We start from the raw sequence: 18569 nt of genomic DNA on the forward strand, positions 1-18569 counted from the left end.
AGTAAAAACTGCTACCTCATGTGATGTGATGTAGCAGTTTTATAAAAAAAGAGCGTATCTTTAAGTTAAGATACGTGAGACAAACAATTAAAAAAGTACTCACACATGAACATGGTTATTAATACTGCACTAAAAAAATTAAGCGCTGAGCAAAAATTTATGATCAGTGTTATTATTGTTAATGGCGGGAACTACCTTTATAATTTGATATTAGGTAGAATCTTGGGACCTGAGCAATTTGCAGATGCTGCATTATTGATCACTTTTTTGTTGGTGTTATCTTTTGTTGCCATGACATTTCAATTATCTACAGCCAAATTTTCTGTACTTTTTGAAGATACTATATTCAAAAGTTTTATCAATATCATTTATAAATACTCCACTGGTATTGGTATTATATTAGGTATTGTATTAATCATTTTTTCAAAACAGCTTCAAATACTTTTTAATACACAATCTTCTAGTATGTTCGTTATTTTTGGAATAGGAGTACCTATTTATTTTATAATGAGTGTAAATAGGGGGATATTTCAGGGTAGTAAAAAGTTTGATAGTCTTGCTATCACATATCAAGGAGAAATGTTAAGTAGACTTGTTATCACTCTAATTCTTATATATACAATTAGTAGTTTACAATCGTCTACTTTGATTGCTTTAGGTATCGCTATTTCATTTTTGTTTGGGGTACTTCCTTTTCGTTCCAAAGATTTAGAAATTACCAAAACACATACATTACCATCATCAGAATCAAGATATATCATTAAGTTTTTTCTATTGACAGCTTTTTATGAGCTTACCCAGATTATCATTAATAATAGTGATATCCTTATGGTAAAGCATTATTTTGAAACCTATGAAGCTGGATTATATGCCTCTCTCGCATTAATTGGTAGAGTTGTTTATTTTGTAGCTTGGATGTTTGTAATGCTATTATTACCCAAAGTAGTAGAAAAACAAAAAGAAGGAGCATCACATGCACCTATCCTTTTTAAGTATGTATTATACATCTCATTACTATCAACAACGATTGTACTTGGGTGCTACATATTTCCTGAACTGGTTATCAATCTTATGTTTGGCAAAGAATATATTAGTATTGCACCATTACTTTGGAAATATGCAATTGCCACATCTCTCTTTGCTATCTCTAATATTTTTGCGTATTACTTTTTATCTCTGGATCAATATATTCCAGTTATACTATCTGCCCTACTAGGAATCTCACAGGTAGTTTTGATTGCACTTTTTCACAATACATTATCAGAAGTTGTCATCATGCAAATCATAGCAATGGCAATTCTTCTCACATTTCAGATCTTCTTTTTTATAGGCTATCAAAAATTAGCTAAAAAGAACTCAACGAACTAATAAATCAATTCATCTAAGGGTTCTTGTGATTAAACGGTTACAAGGCAATGATGTCAAAAAATTGATTCATATTTATATTTTACTCACTAAGTGAGATTTTAATACTCTAAAGCTTGCTTCGAAATTAAAGATTCGTTTTTAAACGAATACTTCGTAAGCTTAATTTATTAATCCATAAAACCACGCACTATGGCCCTAAAAATCACTAAAAACCAAGGAATTTTTGAAATTAGAGGAAGTATTATTGCAGAAAATGCACAGTCTCTTCATCATCATTTTGAAAAACTGTTATTCACCTCTGACAAAGTAATTTTGTGCATGGATAAGGTCAAAAAAATTGATAAATCTGGTGTTTCTGTATTAACCAAGCTATTCAGGAATGCTGTAGAGAACAATAAAATCTTTTATATCATCGGAAAACAAAATAGTAAAGTAAAAAATGCTTTTGGCAATGTAAGCTATATTCTTAGAAATGATTATGTATAAACCAATAACCCCCAAATATAAAACAGATGAAACTACAAATTATAAATACCTCAGGAACCTATGAAGTAATAGGCAATTTTACACTAGATAATACAGAACTAGTAAAAGAACATTTTAACTACTTATTAGATCATTATGAAGAAGTAGTAATGTCATTAAAAAAAGTCAAGAAAATCGATAAAAAGGCGATAAAAGTTCTAAAAGATATTTCTGCAAAAGCCAATAGAAGAAGTAAAATACTCTTTGTTTTGGGTAAAGAAAATAGTGTTATAGCAAAAGCTTTTATAAAGAATAAAGCAAATTATATTTTTAGAGAAGATTACTAATTTCTTTTTTCCACGCTATTTTTTAGATCTCTTTTTCAATGTTTCCTTCTATATACTAGTATTATTCTTATATAAGTTGTTTTTTTTGCTAGGTTATTATAAATTGTAGTTTATAAAAAATAAAGACGTACCCCATTCGTCCTAAAATCTTGAAACCTGTTAACCAACATAATTTCTGCTTGATTTTAATTCGTCTCTGTCTGTTTCTAAAAAAAAGAACACAAAATTTAATAGATGAAACTAGCTATTGTAACTGCATACCCACCTAGTAAGGTAACTTTGAACGAATACGCATACCACTTGGTTAAACATTTCAGACAACATACTGAGGTCACCGAGCTTATTTTATTAACGGATATCTCTCCACAGGATGCTGATACAAATTTTGAAGAAAGCGGATGCCCTATTACTGTAAAACAATGTTGGAAATTCAATAGCTACACCAATTTGTTTTCTGTAATGAAGGCTATCAAGCAAACAAAACCAGATGCTATATTATTCAATCTTCAGTTTATGAAATTTGGAGATAAAAAAATAGCCGCTGCTCTTGGATTGCTATTACCAAAACGTTGCGTTGCTCGCAAGATTCCTACCATAGTCTTGTTACACAATATTATGGAGCAGGTAGATTTGGAAAGTTCTGGATTTACCAAAAACAAAATATTACAAAAGATTTATAATGGTATAGGAACTATGCTTACCCGTTTTATCTTGTCTGCAGATACGGTTACAGTTACCATTGATAAATATGTACATATTCTAAATGCAAAATATAAGTCTAAAAATGTAGTACAGATTCCGCATGGTACTTTTGAGATACCAGACGAACCCTCTTATATATTACCAAAAGGGCCGTTACAAATTATGACCTTTGGAAAATTTGGTACGTATAAAAAAGTAGAGATTATGATTGAGGCAGTAGAAAAAATACGTAAACGCACCGATGCAAATCTCGAAATCGTCATTGCTGGAACCGATAACCCAAATGTCATAGGATATTTGCAATCGGTACAAGAAAAATACACCCACGTACCACAACTTACATTTACAGGATATGTAGAAGAAAGTGATGTACCAAGAATTTTTGGAGAAAGCGCAATGGTTGTTTTTCCTTACACCTCTACTACAGGAAGTTCTGGAGTACTACATCAGGCTGGTAGTTATGGCAAAGCTGTAGTTATGCCAGATTTGGGTGATCTAAGTTTATTGGTAAAAGATGAAGGATATAAAGGAGAATTCTTTGACTCTACTAGTGTAGATAGTCTTGCAGATGCAATAGAAAAAATTGTATTAAATGCTGAATACCGTACCGAATTAGGAAAAACCAACTACCAAGCTGCAACAGCACTACCTATGAGCAAGATAACCAAAATGTATCTCGATCAATTTGAAGCTATTCGCCAAAAACGCAAGTAAATCCGAGGCTTATGATAATAGCTTTATTTGTCTTAATCTATTAGAGGCAAGAGGGTATCATATATTGTTTTTTTAAAATATGTAACATCTAATTAGTTATTAGATTACTGTTCATGTTTTAGCTTTGCATATATATGCTCATCTAGTATCTTTCCGTTTTTTATGATCGCATTTTTACATATTCCTTCTTTTGTATATCCATTTTTTTCAAGGATGCTCATAGAAGCTCTATTGTAGGCAAAAACTCCAGCTTCAATTCTTTCCAGGGCAAGGTCTTTGAATCCATATTCTGTAATTAATTCAACCGCCTTAGTTCCTATTCCTTTTCCCCAGTATTGTTCTCCTATCCAATACCCCATTTCGGCATTTTTTCTATAAATATCAGTTTGTAGGATCAAACTAATGACACCACAAATAGCTCCGTTATATGTTATCCCCAGATTTTGAAGAGGATCCTTAGTTTTTGCAAACTCAATAAATTCCTCAGCATCTTTAAGAGCATATGGATACGGGATATAATCTTTTAGGTTATCCCATATCTTTTTATTGTTTAAAAGATTAGCAATTAACTGAGCATCTTTGGCAATCAAGGGTCGTAATTTAATAGCTGGTTTCATTATAAGTGTATTACAGAATATACAAATCTAGGAGATTTTCTATCTCTGAAAAAGTAGACTAACTGTTATCATTTGATCAAAAAAGTTTATATCACTTCAATGAATAACCTCACAGTTTTTCATTTTCTTTTTTAACTTCTTGATTTCTTTATCAGGAATCTGATTCCCTCTTAAGTTTAACCTTTTTAAAGATTTTAAGTGGTAGATTTTTTTTGGGATTTCACTCAAATAATTATTGGATACATCGATATATTCAATTTGTTGAAGTTGATTTATACTCTCAGGAATTTTTGATATAAAGTTATTAGAAACATTAAGATATTTTAAAGATGTGAAATCCCCTATATTTTGAGGTAATTCAAATAATTTATTTTCGGGTAATTCAATTACTTCTAAAGTGCTAATAGAGGCCAAAGATTCTGGGATTTTATCAATTTCATGTTTCGGAAAACTGATTTTTTTTAAACTCTTAAAATCAATAATACATTCGGGCAAAAAATACATAGCCCCTGTTAAATATCTCCCTCCATATATTCTAGGTAACTTTAGTATTTCTAGTTTAGTACGAGAACAATCAAAATCTCGATGTGATCGTTCCGATATTTTTGTTATTTTAATTTGACCAATAGAGTTAATCTCTTGTTCTTGTTCTTTTGTAAGTTGAATTCCTTTTAATTCAGGGTTTCTAGAAAGCAGATAATCTAATCTCTTTTTTGCTAGTTTTCTTTTCTTCTTTATATATTTAATTGATTCTTCTCCTGAGTTTCTTTCAAATGATAATGAAATTATATCCAACTCCATATCCATTTCCTCCCAGGACAAAGGATAATCAGGCACTTTTCTTTCTTCAAGTTTTTCATCATAATGATCCAGAAAGATTGAATATTTTCTAGGTTTAAATTGATGCGTTCCTATCAGATCTACTATTTTAACTCTCTCTATACTTCCATATTTATCAGGGTCATCATCTGGTAATGTCCCAACTAATCGATAAGTAATTTGAGTAACGATAACATCAGAAATAGGTTGTAAGGTATAATACAGTATTTTGTCATAATCACCTTTAGATTTCACAGGTTTAATCGCAACTATTTTGTCAAAAAAACTTTGCAACGTATTATTATAATGCGTGAAATATAATGCTTCTCTATACTCTTCTTCAATTGTCTGTCCAAACGATAAACTAGTATAAATAAGTACTATTAATTTGAATGTTGTTTTCATAACCAATCGATATTAACCCCCTTTTTTTTGAATGCTATATTATAATAGCTAAGTAATTATATTTTTTTATGTACTAAAAATCAATCATTTTCTCTGTTTAAAAAAAATAACTTTCATTAAACCTACTATAATAAGAGCCGCTACCATACCTATCACAAAATTAATAGCACTAAATACCCACCACGGAATATCTAAACCATGAGAATAGAGGGTTCCTTGAGAAATCCCAGCAACTAAACTTAGTAAAGCAACAGAAATACAGATAAAACGAATATATTTTTTTGAATGAATAAAAGCGTATCGATTATAGACACCTAAAATTATCGTGTAAAAAAAAGTAATCGCTAAAAAAAATATAAATGTCATTATTAATCTTTCTTTCGTTTTATTGTTTTTAGCTTATATATTAATAACCCTAAAACCATCAAACATAACAAATATATAGGAACTCTGATCTGATATTGTCATACTATTTACACTAACTTATGAGCCCCTATCCTTTCATAGCGAGCGGTAAAAGGGTTTCGCTATAAGTTGTCTATTTATTCTTTGCTAATAAATTCAAAAGCAGGTTTCTTATTTCCTTTATGATCGATAAATCCAAAATGTTTTTGCTTATGTTTTCGCCATGGTAATTTACCAACTACAGAACTGGGTACCTTATCAAAATCATATAAGGTCCAGGAGAGGTAATGTATGTTTTCTTGCTTGATAAGTTGCTGGAATTTCTTGTAATAAGCCGCTTGTTCTTTTTCTGATGGCCCAAAAGGACTCCAAAGCCCTCTACTGGATGACAATCCAAACTCTTGTAACACTAGTGGTTTATCTATCTTAGAATTTAATAAGACATATGCATCTGCAAACCTATTGATATCCTGATAGTAGTGGTATGATATGATATCTACTTCTTCCTTGAGCAGACTGGCTGATTCTACATCAGACCATCCTATTGTTACCAAGTGGTTAGAATCAAATTGTTTGACTTGGTAGACCATCTCTTTTAGCCATGCCAATACATTTTCTTTTTTTCTGGTCGTAAAATCCAAATTAGGTTCATTTTTTATATCCCATGCAAGAATAGCCTTGTGATTAGCAAATGGTTTTACTATTTGTTCTGCATGTCGGTGAGTCAATGTCCAATCTAATACAGAATAATCACCATAAAAATCAAATAAGGTCACTACTACTTTTAGATTTTTTACTGCTGCCATATCCAGAGTTTGTTCTAATTTTTGTAGTTTTTGGTAGTCAACTTCTGCTTTTCCAAAAAACTCATAGGGTACAAAAATTCGGATCGTATTTAATCCTGCGGTAGTGATAATATCAAAATCCTGAGCGATGATATCGATATCAAAATCGTCCCCAAACATATCCCAAGGAGTTTTCTGGGGGTAATAATTGATTCCTTTAATCTGGTATTCCTCTCCATCAATATATATTTTATCATCTATAACTTCAGCCAGACCATTGGTTTTGGTAATCTCTTCTTGCAAACTGTTTTTTTCTTTTACCATATGCCGTATACGCCAAAAACCATCTTCTAATAAAAGCATCACTTGATAATCTGATTGCAATTTGGTTTCCAACAGCATCTTATCTCCTTGATATACTCTTTGATATTCTTTTACATCATTATCTGTTAATACTACCAACTGCCCATCTGCACTATAAAAATCTAAGTCGATATTATGAGCTGTGGTGGTGCTATGTATTGCTATTTTTTCTTTTTTATTATGCCTCACTGCCGTATTGATGTTTACTCGCGCACTTTGAGTATAATAATCTTCTACTCCTTCTATTTTATTGGTCTGATATGCTGCATTACGTATATACCAGGCATTGAGGTAGTCTTGTTCTATCTCGAGTAAGGTTTGTTTTTCCATTGGTCGTCCTGGATTGATTGTATCTACCCATTCTACCTTAGGAAAATACACTCGCTCTTTTTGCACTGCAACATGTAACATTGATGTTCTATCTGCTCCAGTATTGAGATAGGATAGCGCCTGGCTGATACCAAAAAGCACCAATATAACCACTCCTATAAAGGATATGATAATAAGTGATCTGTATATATTTTTATTCCAACTTATCATTGTAATGTGATATTGTTATATTCTTTTTTAATGCCCAATGCTTTTATTTTGATATCATACTCACCAGAAACATAAAACCCTTCTTCTAGAATAAATCTAACGACTCCATCTAATGAGGTTTTTACTTTGGTATCTATTTTTTTATCATCTATGAATATATCAAGTTTTACCAATGCTCCATTAGGAATCAATTGCTCCATAAAACTTACTAATGGCCCTACTTTGATTTCTCTATTACCTTTATCAAATACTACCTCAAAATCATCTAAAACAGGGGTGTATTCTAGTTTAATAGTATTACTTTCTGCCATGCCGTACACATATGCTTTGATACGCCATATATCTTTATGGTCTGGGTGTAGTATTTTGGCAACTGCTGTACCATTGATGGTGCTTCCTTGTGTTTGCAATACTGCTCCTTTTGCATCTATAATCTCAAAATCAACTATTGTTCCATCACTTACTACATTATCATATTCATCTTTGATAATCGAAGTAACTAATTCTGTAATCTGATTTCCATCTGCATATTTATGTCTGCGGTCACTCGTAATCTCAAAATTCTCAGGCAATGCAGGGAATACTTCTACAGAAAATTCTTTTGAAACAGTTTCTCCTACTACAGAAAATAGTAGTATTCTCCCCGATTGATCGTAAGAGAATATATTTTTCCATCCCATCATATCTTTTGTATACAGTATATTTTCTTTTTCGGTATTCAAAAACTGATGACCAATTTGTATAGGGGTTTCTTCTGGTAATGGATTATCATATATATCTGTAGGTATTACAACTTGCATGGTATAATCTTCTCCTCCTGCAATAATACTAGGGGGGCCTATATAAGATTCTAAATGTACTTTTGTATTGATATTGGGGTTTATCTGCAATTCTCCTTCATAGACAATGGCTGATTTATGTGACAATATATATTTTATCACTCCGCTTTTATTTGTCATAAAATTGGGGATGCTATACTGAGTATCCTTTTGCTTATTGGGTGTTATCACGGTACTACCATAGGATGAATGTAAAAACAGCTTGGTTGTAACTGGTTTTTCTAACTCAAATTCTAATACAATAGCATCTCCTGCATTAAATACTGTTTGATTGGTCAATAACACTGCAGAAACTTTTTCTGATCTGTTTATAATAGTAGTAAAACCGATACTTAATATACAGATTGCAGAAGTCAATAGTAACAGGGCGATATGTTTTTTATACATAGTCATTAATGTGGTGCTCCTATATAATTGTTAATTTCTAATTTTATATATCTATACCCTTTTCCTTCTACTGGTAAAAATTGTACGGACTGATGCTCATGTTTTCTATCTGGAACCATTTTATCACTAATTTCTATATTTTGTAATCCGTTGACTAACACATTCTCCATATCATCATTAATACATTCTAATGCTGTCAAGTCTAACAATGGATAGCTAAAATACAATTTGCGCTGTGGTCGTATTCCTTCTTGCAAATATTGATGATCTACCCACAATAATTCATGATTCTGATTGTAATATGACACCAATAAAAGGGGGATTGTAACTTCTTCTAGACCCGAATTAAATAACACTCCTTCTATATACTCTTTTTGCAAAGAAAGATCATTTATTGCTACTCCTTTATATAAATCTACAATGGCTACATTACCTGCACTTTGTAGATTGAATTTGGTGGGTATTTCTTCAAACTCCATCGCTGTAAATTGATCGGGGTCAAAAGTTTCGGGTTTACGATCTTCGCTATTCATCCATGCAATTCCTTCAAAATCTATCCTAAAGCTTGTAATCTCCTTGGGCATCAATTTGTGTTTCATTTGATGTTTTGCATTGTATTTGGCTAGTTTTTTATTATCATCATTATACAAGGTACCAGTAATAACAACATCTGCAGGAACATTATCAATATTTTGTATTTCTCCAACAATGGCATATTGATCATTATATTCGATAATTTTTGAGGAAAGGACCTCTAGTACAGGTTGCTTTAATACATCTTCATGATACGTTTGCTCTGAACTAATTCTACGCCTACCATGGTTGTAAAAAGAAGTTATATTTTCTACAAAAAATTGATCAGGAGGAATATCTAAATCATACGGTAATGGTTTTACAAACCATCTATTATTGTTTTTTACTAATTCATGGTAATAGGTTCTATCTATTTTTTCTAATGGAGTAATCCAACGAGTTAATACTTTTACTTTGGCAGTACTATCGGTTTGAACAATAATACCGACTTTGATTTCATCTAATTTGGCATACGAACTTAATAGTCCATCTGTAACAGAAACCTCTAGCATATATTGATCTATACTTTTATTACTATTGGGATCTATATAAGAATGTGCTCTCTCAAACTCTTTAAAATCTAATGCATCATAGTACGCTTCGGTTACATTAATAGGACTTAGTTGTTTGACATTCTTTATATATAATAAATAAAAACCATAGCTCATTACTACCAGTATAAGAAGTACCCATAGATAGGATGCTTTTATAACTTTTTTATTAAATCCATTATATGCGACTCCAAACTTAAAATATACTGGAAAGGTTTTATTCTTTGACTTCAGCGCATGTACCCATATCAATTGTATATTGATTACAAATGCTAATAGCACCGTAAATACAGGGATCAATCCCCACATTAATTTTTGAAACATGGGTACTTCTTCTCTGGGCAAAATACTTGAGAGTGGTGGTACATTTAATTTTTCCCAAACCATAATCCCATTTTCTAACTGCCGCAATCGTTGCCAGCCACAGAAATAGAGGATAGGGTCATAAAATTTATCATTAGAAAACACATATTTGAGGTTATACTTTTCGGGTACTGTGAGAAATTGTTGTAATGACCCGATCCCTTCTACTCCTCTAAATTTTGAGTTTTCTAGTCGTTCTACGGCTCTTGTTGTCAATTCTGGTAATCTTCTTGCCGAGTGATAATTACCATCTACAGTCATGGCATTGGTTTGTGCAGAAAGCCAAGCCATCTGATCTCCAAACCCTAAGGGCAGATATCGCCAATGGTCATGCTGATCTCTACTCAGAAAATTAAGAATAGGTAGCATTTTTATTTTTTGTGGTTGCGAGGGTCTGAAATATCCTAAGCTCATAGTAAATAGCGTAGTAAAAATCATAACTCCTGTGATTAAGCCTCCTATAATCCTATGATATACACCTCCAAATTTTTCACTTATTTTTTGTTTTAGGTCTCCTTCTGCAAACCGATATCCAAACTCACCAAAAATTGGTAATGCCATAATAGATGCCCATAGGGTAAACCTATCCAATGTTAGTATATTAAACGCATTCTCACCAAGCATCATAAGTGGAATTGGTGTTGTACCTCCTGTTCCTAAAATAGTGAGCAGTGTTATTGAAAATCCAAAAAACAAATAGCGTTTACTATAAAATCGATACCATATATATGGAAAAAGAAATAACAAAACTCCCCACGGAATTAAAAAAAACACCAATCCAGAAGAGGTAACTTCTAGAAAATTATCTCGTGATCCATGCGGTATAGGAACTTGGGTTATTGGGTTGTTTTTGGTGTTGATCCAATAGGGCAAGATACATATGATAATCAATAGCAATGATCCAAAACCAAAGCTTACAATTCTTTTGAAGAGAGAGAAAAAGCTTTTGAGAAAATGTTTAAATCTAACCTCTTTATAACTTTCTACTTTCTCTCTAGAAACATCCATAATTACCATTCCTATCAATGGAAAAATAAAAAACACCATTCCAAAAATCGGAGTTACATGGTGAGAAGTTACCGTTACTGCTATCAAACTCAAAGAATTTACCAGATATCTGTATTTTCCTATTTTGAGCCAAAGATAAATTTCGGGTAGTGAGTGTAATAGAATAGAGAGTCCTATAATACTGGGTAATTGCCCAAAAATATGTAGTGTTTCTATAAAAACAGAGGAGAACACTCCAAATATAGCTGTATATCCCGCAACATTTCTATTTGATGTTAATACCAATGCAAAACGGTATATCCCTGTGATAAAGAGTAAAATTGCTATTATAGCTACTGTAAATAGCCCAAATTTTAATCCACCGATATACGAGAATAATCCTATACTCTGATGCACCAATGGAGGGTATCCCATTACGGTAAACCCTGTATACCAGCTATAACTCCAGGGGTCAAACCAGTTATTGGCATAATGATTTCCAAAAAACAAATGGATCAATGCATCATAGGTAGTTTCTAATGTAAAAAAAATAGCGGTACCATGAAAAACTACTCCGATGAGTAATGCACTTATCAAATACTTGTTTGTAGTTTTATCCATAAAGGCTCGCCATAGTTTTCGACTTAAATATACAACAAAGGTTTTAGTTTAAAGCATCTGTAAAAAGAATGTAAACGCCTGAATCTGCTCTATCCTTGATATGATATTTTGGATCAGATTATTAGATTTCAAACAATCTATCTTCTTCCTTTTTTGGTAATTATGTATCGACGAATGGTAATCCTTCGATAAAAACCATTCGCCGTTAGCAATTTTATACTCATCGAAATCCTACTCCTCAAGGCACAGATCATAGCTACTTTTGAATTGTAACCTCAAAAAAATCTATTATGAAAACCGGAATTATCATCCCTTGCTATAACGAAGAAAAGAGATTAAATGTAGCCGCTTTTCTAAATTTTATTCAAAAAGAAAATAACTATCATTTATGTTTTGTAAATGATGGAAGTAAGGATAATACTATCGATGTACTAAAAGAGATACAATATACTAATCCTACCAAGATAAGTATCATTGATATGAAAAAGAATTCTGGTAAAGCTGCTGCCGTAAGAGCTGGTAGCAGATACCTTCATAGTAGAGGTGATATCACATTTATAGGGTTTATTGATGCTGATTTATCTACAGATTTTGAAGATTTTGATGGTTTATTACAAACATTAAAAAGTGATTCTAAATTAAGTTTTGTTTTTGGATCTAGAGCTAAAGAGACGTCGGATGCTATTAAAAAAAACGGAATTCGAAGCTTGATCTCGAAATTAATTAACATTCTGGTGATACTTATATTAGGATTACCCATTCAAGATACACAATGCGGTGCCAAGGTGTTTAGAGCGGATCTGGTTCCTGTTATTTTTAATACTAATTTTTTGAGCAGATGGTTGTTTGACGTAGAAATGTTTATTAAAATGAAAAAACATTTTGGGAAAGAAAAAGTTATGAAAAAGATCGTTGAGCAACCTCTCAAAAAATGGATTCATATGGAGGATTCAAAACTAGGATTAAAAGACTCACTAGAAATCCCTTATCGCTTGATTTCTATATGGTTTAATTATAACATATTACCATTAGTACAATCTTCAATTACAGAAGAAATCACTGAGTCTACAGTAGAAATATACGGGATGCCTTCTAGAATTTTGGCAGCCTGATTACAGTATAAATTTTGAACTCGAAGTTACCCCTTATAATGCCTAAATGACAAGAGAGCACCACTTGATAAGTGATGCTCTCTGTTTTTTGTATTGCCTAAATTTTAATTCTCTATTACAATAAACTCACTTCTTCTATTTTTCTGATGTTGTTTATCAGTACATTTTACACCATTGCTACATTCATTCATCAATAAAGTTTCGCCATAGCCTCTGCTCTTTACTCGGGACGGATCGACTGCCTTACTTATGATATAATTAGCTGTTGCTGTTGCTCTTTTTTGAGATAATTTTAGATTATATCCATCGCTCCCTTTACTATCAGTATGAGAACCTATCTCTATTCTAATACTTGGGTATTTCTTCATATAGGCTACTACTTTATCTAATTCTGTCGCTGTTTTACCTAAAATCAGTGCTTTATTAGATTTAAAATATATTGGTTTTAGTGCTAATAATTTGACTAAATCTACTCCTTTTGAAGGAAGATTACTCTTGATTTTTAAAGTATCAACAACATCTGGAATTTCCCTAGTAACTAGTACCTCCTTTTTGGTCGCAACATATGTATCTTTTTGCACTTTTACCATGTAAGTTTTTGTATTGCAATCTACAAGTTGTATGAATTCTCCTTTTTCATTGGTTTGTCCCGAACTGATAATTTCATCTTCTTCATTTTTGATTTCAACAATTGCATTAGCTACTACTTTATCTCTATCCTTATCAATTACCACTCCATAAATACTCCCATTACATGCGGTAATCAAAGGGGTTGTTTCTAAAAAACTATAAATATCATCTTCTCCTCTTCCTCCAAGTCGATTAGAGGCAAAAAAACCTTTTTTAGTATCTTCATCAATATAAAAAGTAATATCATCTGCACTACTATTTATGGGTTCTCCTACATTATAAATTTTATTTTCTTTCTTGCTTAGGTCAACGGCAAAAATATCCAACCCTCCTAGCCCTTGATGACCATCTGAAGCAAAATATAACATTCCAGTTTTACTTATAAACGGAAAAGTATCTCTTCCTTCTGTATTGATATTGGGCCCAAGATTTACTGGTTGCCCAAAGGAACCGTCTTTATAAATATCAACCATATAAATATCTGACATCCCATACCCCCCTGGCATATCAGAAGCAAAGTATAGTTTTTGCTCATCGATACTTACTGTGGGGTGTGCTACAGAATATTGATCATCATTAAATGAAAGATCTTCTATATATCCCCATTTTAATTTGTCATTGAGGGTAGCCCGAAATATTCGTAATCGATTAATTCCCAAAGAATCTTTAACAAATCTAGATTTATGTATGTTGTTTCTAGTAAAGTATATAGTTTTTCCATCTTTTGTAAATGATGATGTAGATTCATGAAGTCTTGAACTGATTGATTTTGAAAATTCAACAGGAAAAGTAAACTCTAACGTATCATTTTTGCTAATTGTTACATGAAATAGGTCTAAATAAGGTTGCTTTGTCCATTTGTTATCCTTCTCAGCATATTTTCCTTTTCCTCTCGAAGAAGAAAATACCAACTGTTTTTTATATACCGAGGGTGCAAAATCTACATATGCTGAATTTCCTGAAAAATTTTTGATAATATATCTTCCACTTTGCTTTTTGATGTCTTCTATATAATCAAAATTCTCTAATAGCCTTCTTACTCTTGAATCTTGAATATTTGATTTCTCTACATTAAATATCAATGCATGGGCTTCTTCATAATTTTTAAGATATTTAATCGATTGCGCTGCTCTAAAGTAAACGGTTTCGTTAATCGTTATTGTTTCCTTATTTTCTTCTTCTACTTCTTTTTTCTTGGCTAACATGCGCTTATACCATCTTGCCGAATTTTTGAGATCGGAGTTAAAATAGTAAGCATCTGCTAATTTCTGGTATACAGTAACGTTTCCATTTCCTTTAAATATGAAATCTTTATACTGCTCAATGGCTTCGGCATATGCGAATTTTTCAAAATTTTCATTTGCTTTTTTCAACAGCTTATCCTGAGAAAAAATGGGTATAGAAAGTATCAAAAAAACAACTATTATTGGTTTATCATATATTACTTTCATTTTGATAGTCTCGTTTGGTTAAAAGAATCTTGGATATATAATTCGATCGTTTCTTTCAAAGATTTCATATCTTAAAAAGAACTCATATGATCCTGAATTAAATTCTGTATTTCCTAATGCTGTGGTTTCCCAATCGTATGCAAACCCAAGCATGATTGCATCTGATACTTGAAACCCTGCCAATATACTCACAGCTGCATTCCACCGATAAGCAGCCCCTAGGGTAATTTTCTCATTTATGAGTGTATTGGCTGATATATCTACCTGTAATGGTGCTCCTGCTACTCCTTTTAAAAGCATAGCTGGTTTCAATTTAATATTTTCGTTGAGATCAAATACATACCCCCCTATTAGGTAATAATTGATTCGTTCTTCTGCTAAAAAAGAAGAGGCTCTGTTTTCTGTATTTGATTCATCAAAATGTTGTGTTTCCAAGAGATTAGGAGCAGAAATACCTAGATATAATTTTTCTGTATGGTAGTATAACCCTACCCCAAAGTTGGGAGCAAATTTATTATCCACATTGGTATTCAATAATACATCTGTATTTGTATATTGATTAAGGTCATTAAAATTAACATTCAAAAGATGCCCCCCTGCTTTGACTCCAAATGCTAATTGCCCATCAACAGAGGTATCAATGGTATACGAGAAATCAATATCAAAATAGGTTTCTTGTGTGGGACCTATTTTATCATTTATAATAGACATCCCTAATCCGACTTTATTAGATTTCCCTATAGGAGAGTGAACACTAAGTGTCTGTGTAACTGGGGCTCCCCCTATCCCCACCCATTGATTTCTATATACCCCAGTAATATTTATAGCATCTCTTGAGCCTGCATAGGCAGGATTTACACTAATAGTATTATACATATATTGTGTGTATTGTGCATCTTGTTGTGCACATACCTCTGCTACCACAAGGGAAAGTAAAATAACCATTATATAATAGGTTCTCTGCATAGTAATGGGTTTATATTGTATAATCAGAAAGTATATTTTCTGATCAGGTTATTTATCTATTTATATATATGTAATCCGACTTTTTCTTATGTTCTCCTTTTTGATTTGTATAAGTAAGAACATAAAAATAAGTTCCTACAGGTAATTGTTTCTCTTTATTAATGGTAGCTCTACCATTGGATTCACCTCTAAAGAAGTTTCCGTTTTTTCCATATCCTTTTGCCTGATACACCAAAACACCCCAACGATTAAATATCTTAAGTTCATTTTTGGGGAATTTTTCAATATTTACAATAATCAACACATCATGATCTCCATCTCCATTGGGAGTTACTGCATTAAATACTTCAAGATCATCTTCTAGGGATGAATCTGTATTATTAGGTTCGAGATAATCTGGAATTCCGTCATTATCTGCATCAAAGGCATCATCTGGAACACCATCATTATTAGGGTCTGGATTTTCATCTGCTGTTACAATTCCATCGTTATCATCATCTATATCCTGAAAATCATCAACTCCATCTCCATCGGTATCCTGAATCGTATAATTAATCTCTCGACCATTAGCATCATTCTGTACACTATCAGGAATCCCATCATTGCCAAATGGCCCTTCTATTCTGCCATCTCCATCTGTATCTATACTGTTATGCCCTGACTCTATATAATCTAAAACACCATCTCCATCTGCATCTAAATCTCTACTATCTATAATTCCATCACCATCTGTATCAAGAGAGGAATCTCCTTTTTGTTCTACCAGATCAGGGATACCATCATTATCATCATCCAAATCATTGATATTAGGTATTCCGTCTCCATCAGTATCTAAATAACTCACAGTAGGGTCTTCAAAATCACCATCATTGTCGGTATCTATATTTGTAGTATCCTCAGGGTCATCAGAATCTTCTGTGACAATTGTTGTTCTATTTGGTAACAAAGCGGTTACTATTGCTGTATTTACAACAGTCTCATTATCTATATCATCCTGATTTACAACATACCCTCCTGTAACTGTAAATGATTCATTTGGTTCGAGTGTATTAATAGTGTGTATACTTGTAAACGCTATCAAAGGGTCTTCTACATTTACATCAAATACAGAGACATTACCTGTATTTATTATTTCAATAGTATATAGTAATATATCTCCTGGTTCAGTAAAATATCCTACATCAACTACTTTATTTACTTCTAATGTTGCTGATTGTAGTATGGATACTATAGTAACATCATCAGGATCTCCATCTCCATTGGTATCAATATCATCGTCATTACTTGGGTCATCAGATATATCAGATACCAACTGTAAATTAGGATCTCTGCCTTCTACAGTAGCGGAATTACTAACACTTCCTGTATTCAAATCAACTTGTGTTATAGTATGGCTTGCTGTTATCACAAATTGTTCTCCTGGAACAATAACAGGAATTGATGAAGGATTTATACTTCCTGCATCTGCATTTGCATCTGTAATAGTTACATCGGTCAATGTTACATTACCTGTATTTGTAAGAGTTAGATTGTATGTAATTACTTCGCCAACCTCATCCCAATCCCCATCAGTAGGTATATTGGCAACTTTAATCAAACTTAGTTTAGGTATCTGTTGTAATGCTACTATCGTAGGATCGTCTGGTGCAGTTGTATCTGGATCATCTGAAGTATCGGTTACTATTATACCACAAGGGTCTTCTCCTTGAACTGTAAGCGTATTTGTTACTATACCTTGATTCAAATCCTGTTGTGTAATGATATGTGTTGCTGTTATAGTAACAGATGAATTTGCTGATATACCAGGAATAAATGGCATACTTATAGCATCTGCATTTGGATCTGTAACCGAAATATTGGATAATACCACCTCTTTTGGGTTCTGAATATTAATTTCATAAATAATCTCTTCACCTACACTATCATATGCCCCATCGAGAGCTGGTAGTCCTTTTTTGGCAACTACCAATTCAGGGCTAGGAGAAATTAAAACAGTAAAGGTGTAAGAATCCCCAGCACAACTATCTGAACTTGTAGGAACAATAGTATACACAACTGTCTGAACCGAACCACTCGTATTGGTCAGCACATCAGTAATACTGGTTGCTGTACTGGTTGCTGTTGTTTCTCCTGTAATATTCGGGTTATCTGCCGCAGACCAACTAAAGGTAGCTCCACTTAGATTTACATCTCCTGTAAGATCATGAGCTAAGGCAACATCACTACAAACTATATCGGTTGGTGCTGTAGCTACAAAGGGTTCTGGATTTATTGTTACTGTATACGTATAAGAATCCCCAGCACAACTATCTGAACTTGTGGGAACAATAGTATACACAACTGTCTGAACCGAACCACTTGTATTAGTCAACACATCAGTAATACTGGTTGCTGTACTAGTGGCTGTTGTTTCTCCTGTAATATTCGGGTTATCTACCGCGGACCAGCTAAAGGTAGCTCCACTTAGATTTACATCTCCTGTAAGATCATGAGCTAAGGCAACATCACTACAAACTATATCGGTTGGTGCTGTGGCTACAAAAGGTTCTGGATTTATTG

General features: G+C 32.6%; 14 protein-coding genes. 5 read left to right on the top strand and 9 right to left on the bottom strand.

Annotated elements, in window-relative coordinates:
- The first annotated feature begins 105 nt into the window (after nt 1–105).
- The 4 genes from DG508_RS14935 (at nt 106) to DG508_RS14950 (ending at nt 3596) form a co-directional block, all read left to right on the top strand.
- Nucleotides 106–1368, top strand: coding sequence for an oligosaccharide flippase family protein (locus DG508_RS14935; RefSeq protein WP_416354250.1), 1263 nt, complete (start codon nt 106–108; stop codon nt 1366–1368).
- Between the two features lie 189 nt (nt 1369–1557).
- Complete coding sequence (locus DG508_RS14940) at nt 1558–1854, top strand: STAS domain-containing protein (RefSeq protein WP_108868913.1); 297 nt, start codon at nt 1558–1560, stop codon at nt 1852–1854.
- A gap of 26 nt (nt 1855–1880) precedes the next feature.
- Nucleotides 1881–2180, top strand: coding sequence for a hypothetical protein (locus tag DG508_RS14945; RefSeq protein WP_108868914.1), 300 nt, complete (start codon nt 1881–1883; stop codon nt 2178–2180).
- Nucleotides 2181–2414: 234 nt separating this feature from the next.
- Complete coding sequence (locus tag DG508_RS14950; RefSeq protein ID WP_108868915.1) at nt 2415–3596, top strand: glycosyltransferase; 1182 nt, start codon at nt 2415–2417, stop codon at nt 3594–3596.
- A gap of 104 nt (nt 3597–3700) precedes the next feature.
- Here DG508_RS14950 and DG508_RS14955 read toward each other — a convergent pair whose 3' ends face one another.
- The 6 genes from DG508_RS14955 to DG508_RS14980 form a co-directional block, all read right to left on the bottom strand.
- Nucleotides 3701–4213 carry a GNAT family N-acetyltransferase gene (locus DG508_RS14955; protein WP_108868916.1) on the bottom strand — a complete coding sequence of 171 codons (513 nt, stop codon included), beginning with the start codon at nt 4211–4213 and terminating at the stop codon, nt 3701–3703.
- A 96-nt stretch (nt 4214–4309) separates the two neighbouring features.
- On the bottom strand, nt 4310–5437 hold the full coding sequence (locus tag DG508_RS14960) for a leucine-rich repeat domain-containing protein (protein ID WP_108868917.1): 1128 nt from the start codon (nt 5435–5437) through the stop codon (nt 4310–4312).
- A gap of 84 nt (nt 5438–5521) precedes the next feature.
- Entirely contained in the window at nt 5522–5803 is a 282-nt protein-coding gene (locus DG508_RS14965) for a hypothetical protein (RefSeq protein ID WP_108868918.1), read from the bottom strand.
- Between the two features lie 176 nt (nt 5804–5979).
- Nucleotides 5980–7530 carry a glycoside hydrolase family 2 TIM barrel-domain containing protein gene (locus tag DG508_RS14970; protein WP_108868919.1) on the bottom strand — a complete coding sequence of 517 codons (1551 nt, stop codon included), beginning with the start codon at nt 7528–7530 and terminating at the stop codon, nt 5980–5982.
- Nucleotides 7527–8756, bottom strand: coding sequence for a hypothetical protein (locus DG508_RS14975; RefSeq protein ID WP_234418242.1), 1230 nt, complete (start codon nt 8754–8756; stop codon nt 7527–7529). Before DG508_RS14975 ends, DG508_RS14970 begins: the two co-directional genes overlap by 4 nt.
- A gap of 5 nt (nt 8757–8761) precedes the next feature.
- Nucleotides 8762–11851 (bottom strand): hypothetical protein, encoded by a 3090-nt coding sequence (locus DG508_RS14980; protein WP_108868920.1) that lies wholly within the window; start codon nt 11849–11851, stop codon nt 8762–8764.
- Nucleotides 11852–12141: 290 nt separating this feature from the next.
- On the opposite strand from DG508_RS14980, the gene DG508_RS14985 reads away from it, so the two are divergent.
- On the top strand, nt 12142–12963 hold the full coding sequence (locus tag DG508_RS14985; RefSeq protein WP_108868921.1) for a glycosyltransferase: 822 nt from the start codon (nt 12142–12144) through the stop codon (nt 12961–12963).
- A gap of 104 nt (nt 12964–13067) precedes the next feature.
- Here DG508_RS14985 and DG508_RS14990 read toward each other — a convergent pair whose 3' ends face one another.
- The 3 genes from DG508_RS14990 to DG508_RS15000 form a co-directional block, all read right to left on the bottom strand.
- Nucleotides 13068–15044, bottom strand: coding sequence for an OmpA family protein (locus tag DG508_RS14990; RefSeq protein WP_108868922.1), 1977 nt, complete (start codon nt 15042–15044; stop codon nt 13068–13070).
- An 18-nt stretch (nt 15045–15062) separates the two neighbouring features.
- The gene (locus DG508_RS14995) at nt 15063–16010 is read right to left on the bottom strand and encodes a PorP/SprF family type IX secretion system membrane protein (RefSeq protein ID WP_108868923.1); all 948 of its coding nucleotides are present in this window, start codon (nt 16008–16010) and stop codon (nt 15063–15065) included.
- Between the two features lie 52 nt (nt 16011–16062).
- Nucleotides 16063–18569: PKD-like domain-containing protein (locus tag DG508_RS15000; protein ID WP_108868924.1), on the bottom strand; the 2507-nt coding region annotated here is incomplete at its 5' end.

This window comes from Aquimarina aquimarini, from assembly GCF_900299535.1.
GTDB classification, from domain to species: domain Bacteria; phylum Bacteroidota; class Bacteroidia; order Flavobacteriales; family Flavobacteriaceae; genus Aquimarina; species Aquimarina aquimarini.

Excerpts from the sequence above, each read along its gene's own strand:
- DG508_RS14935 (WP_416354250.1), top strand. The coding sequence starts at position 106 with ATGAACATGGTTATTAATACTGCACTAAAAAAATTAAGCGCTGAGCAA.
- DG508_RS14955 (WP_108868916.1), bottom strand. The coding sequence starts at position 4,213 with ATGAAACCAGCTATTAAATTACGACCCTTGATTGCCAAAGATGCTCAG.
- DG508_RS14970 (WP_108868919.1), bottom strand. The coding sequence starts at position 7,530 with ATGATAAGTTGGAATAAAAATATATACAGATCACTTATTATCATATCC.
- DG508_RS14975 (WP_234418242.1), bottom strand. The coding sequence starts at position 8,756 with ATGTATAAAAAACATATCGCCCTGTTACTATTGACTTCTGCAATCTGT.
- DG508_RS14990 (WP_108868922.1), bottom strand. The coding sequence starts at position 15,044 with ATGAAAGTAATATATGATAAACCAATAATAGTTGTTTTTTTGATACTT.
- DG508_RS14945 (WP_108868914.1), top strand. The coding sequence starts at position 1,881 with ATGAAACTACAAATTATAAATACCTCAGGAACCTATGAAGTAATAGGC.
- DG508_RS14995 (WP_108868923.1), bottom strand. The coding sequence starts at position 16,010 with ATGCAGAGAACCTATTATATAATGGTTATTTTACTTTCCCTTGTGGTA.
- DG508_RS14960 (WP_108868917.1), bottom strand. The coding sequence starts at position 5,437 with ATGAAAACAACATTCAAATTAATAGTACTTATTTATACTAGTTTATCG.
- DG508_RS14985 (WP_108868921.1), top strand. The coding sequence starts at position 12,142 with ATGAAAACCGGAATTATCATCCCTTGCTATAACGAAGAAAAGAGATTA.
- DG508_RS14940 (WP_108868913.1), top strand. The coding sequence starts at position 1,558 with ATGGCCCTAAAAATCACTAAAAACCAAGGAATTTTTGAAATTAGAGGA.
- DG508_RS14965 (WP_108868918.1), bottom strand. The coding sequence starts at position 5,803 with ATGACATTTATATTTTTTTTAGCGATTACTTTTTTTTACACGATAATT.
- DG508_RS14950 (WP_108868915.1), top strand. The coding sequence starts at position 2,415 with ATGAAACTAGCTATTGTAACTGCATACCCACCTAGTAAGGTAACTTTG.
- DG508_RS14980 (WP_108868920.1), bottom strand. The coding sequence starts at position 11,851 with ATGGATAAAACTACAAACAAGTATTTGATAAGTGCATTACTCATCGGA.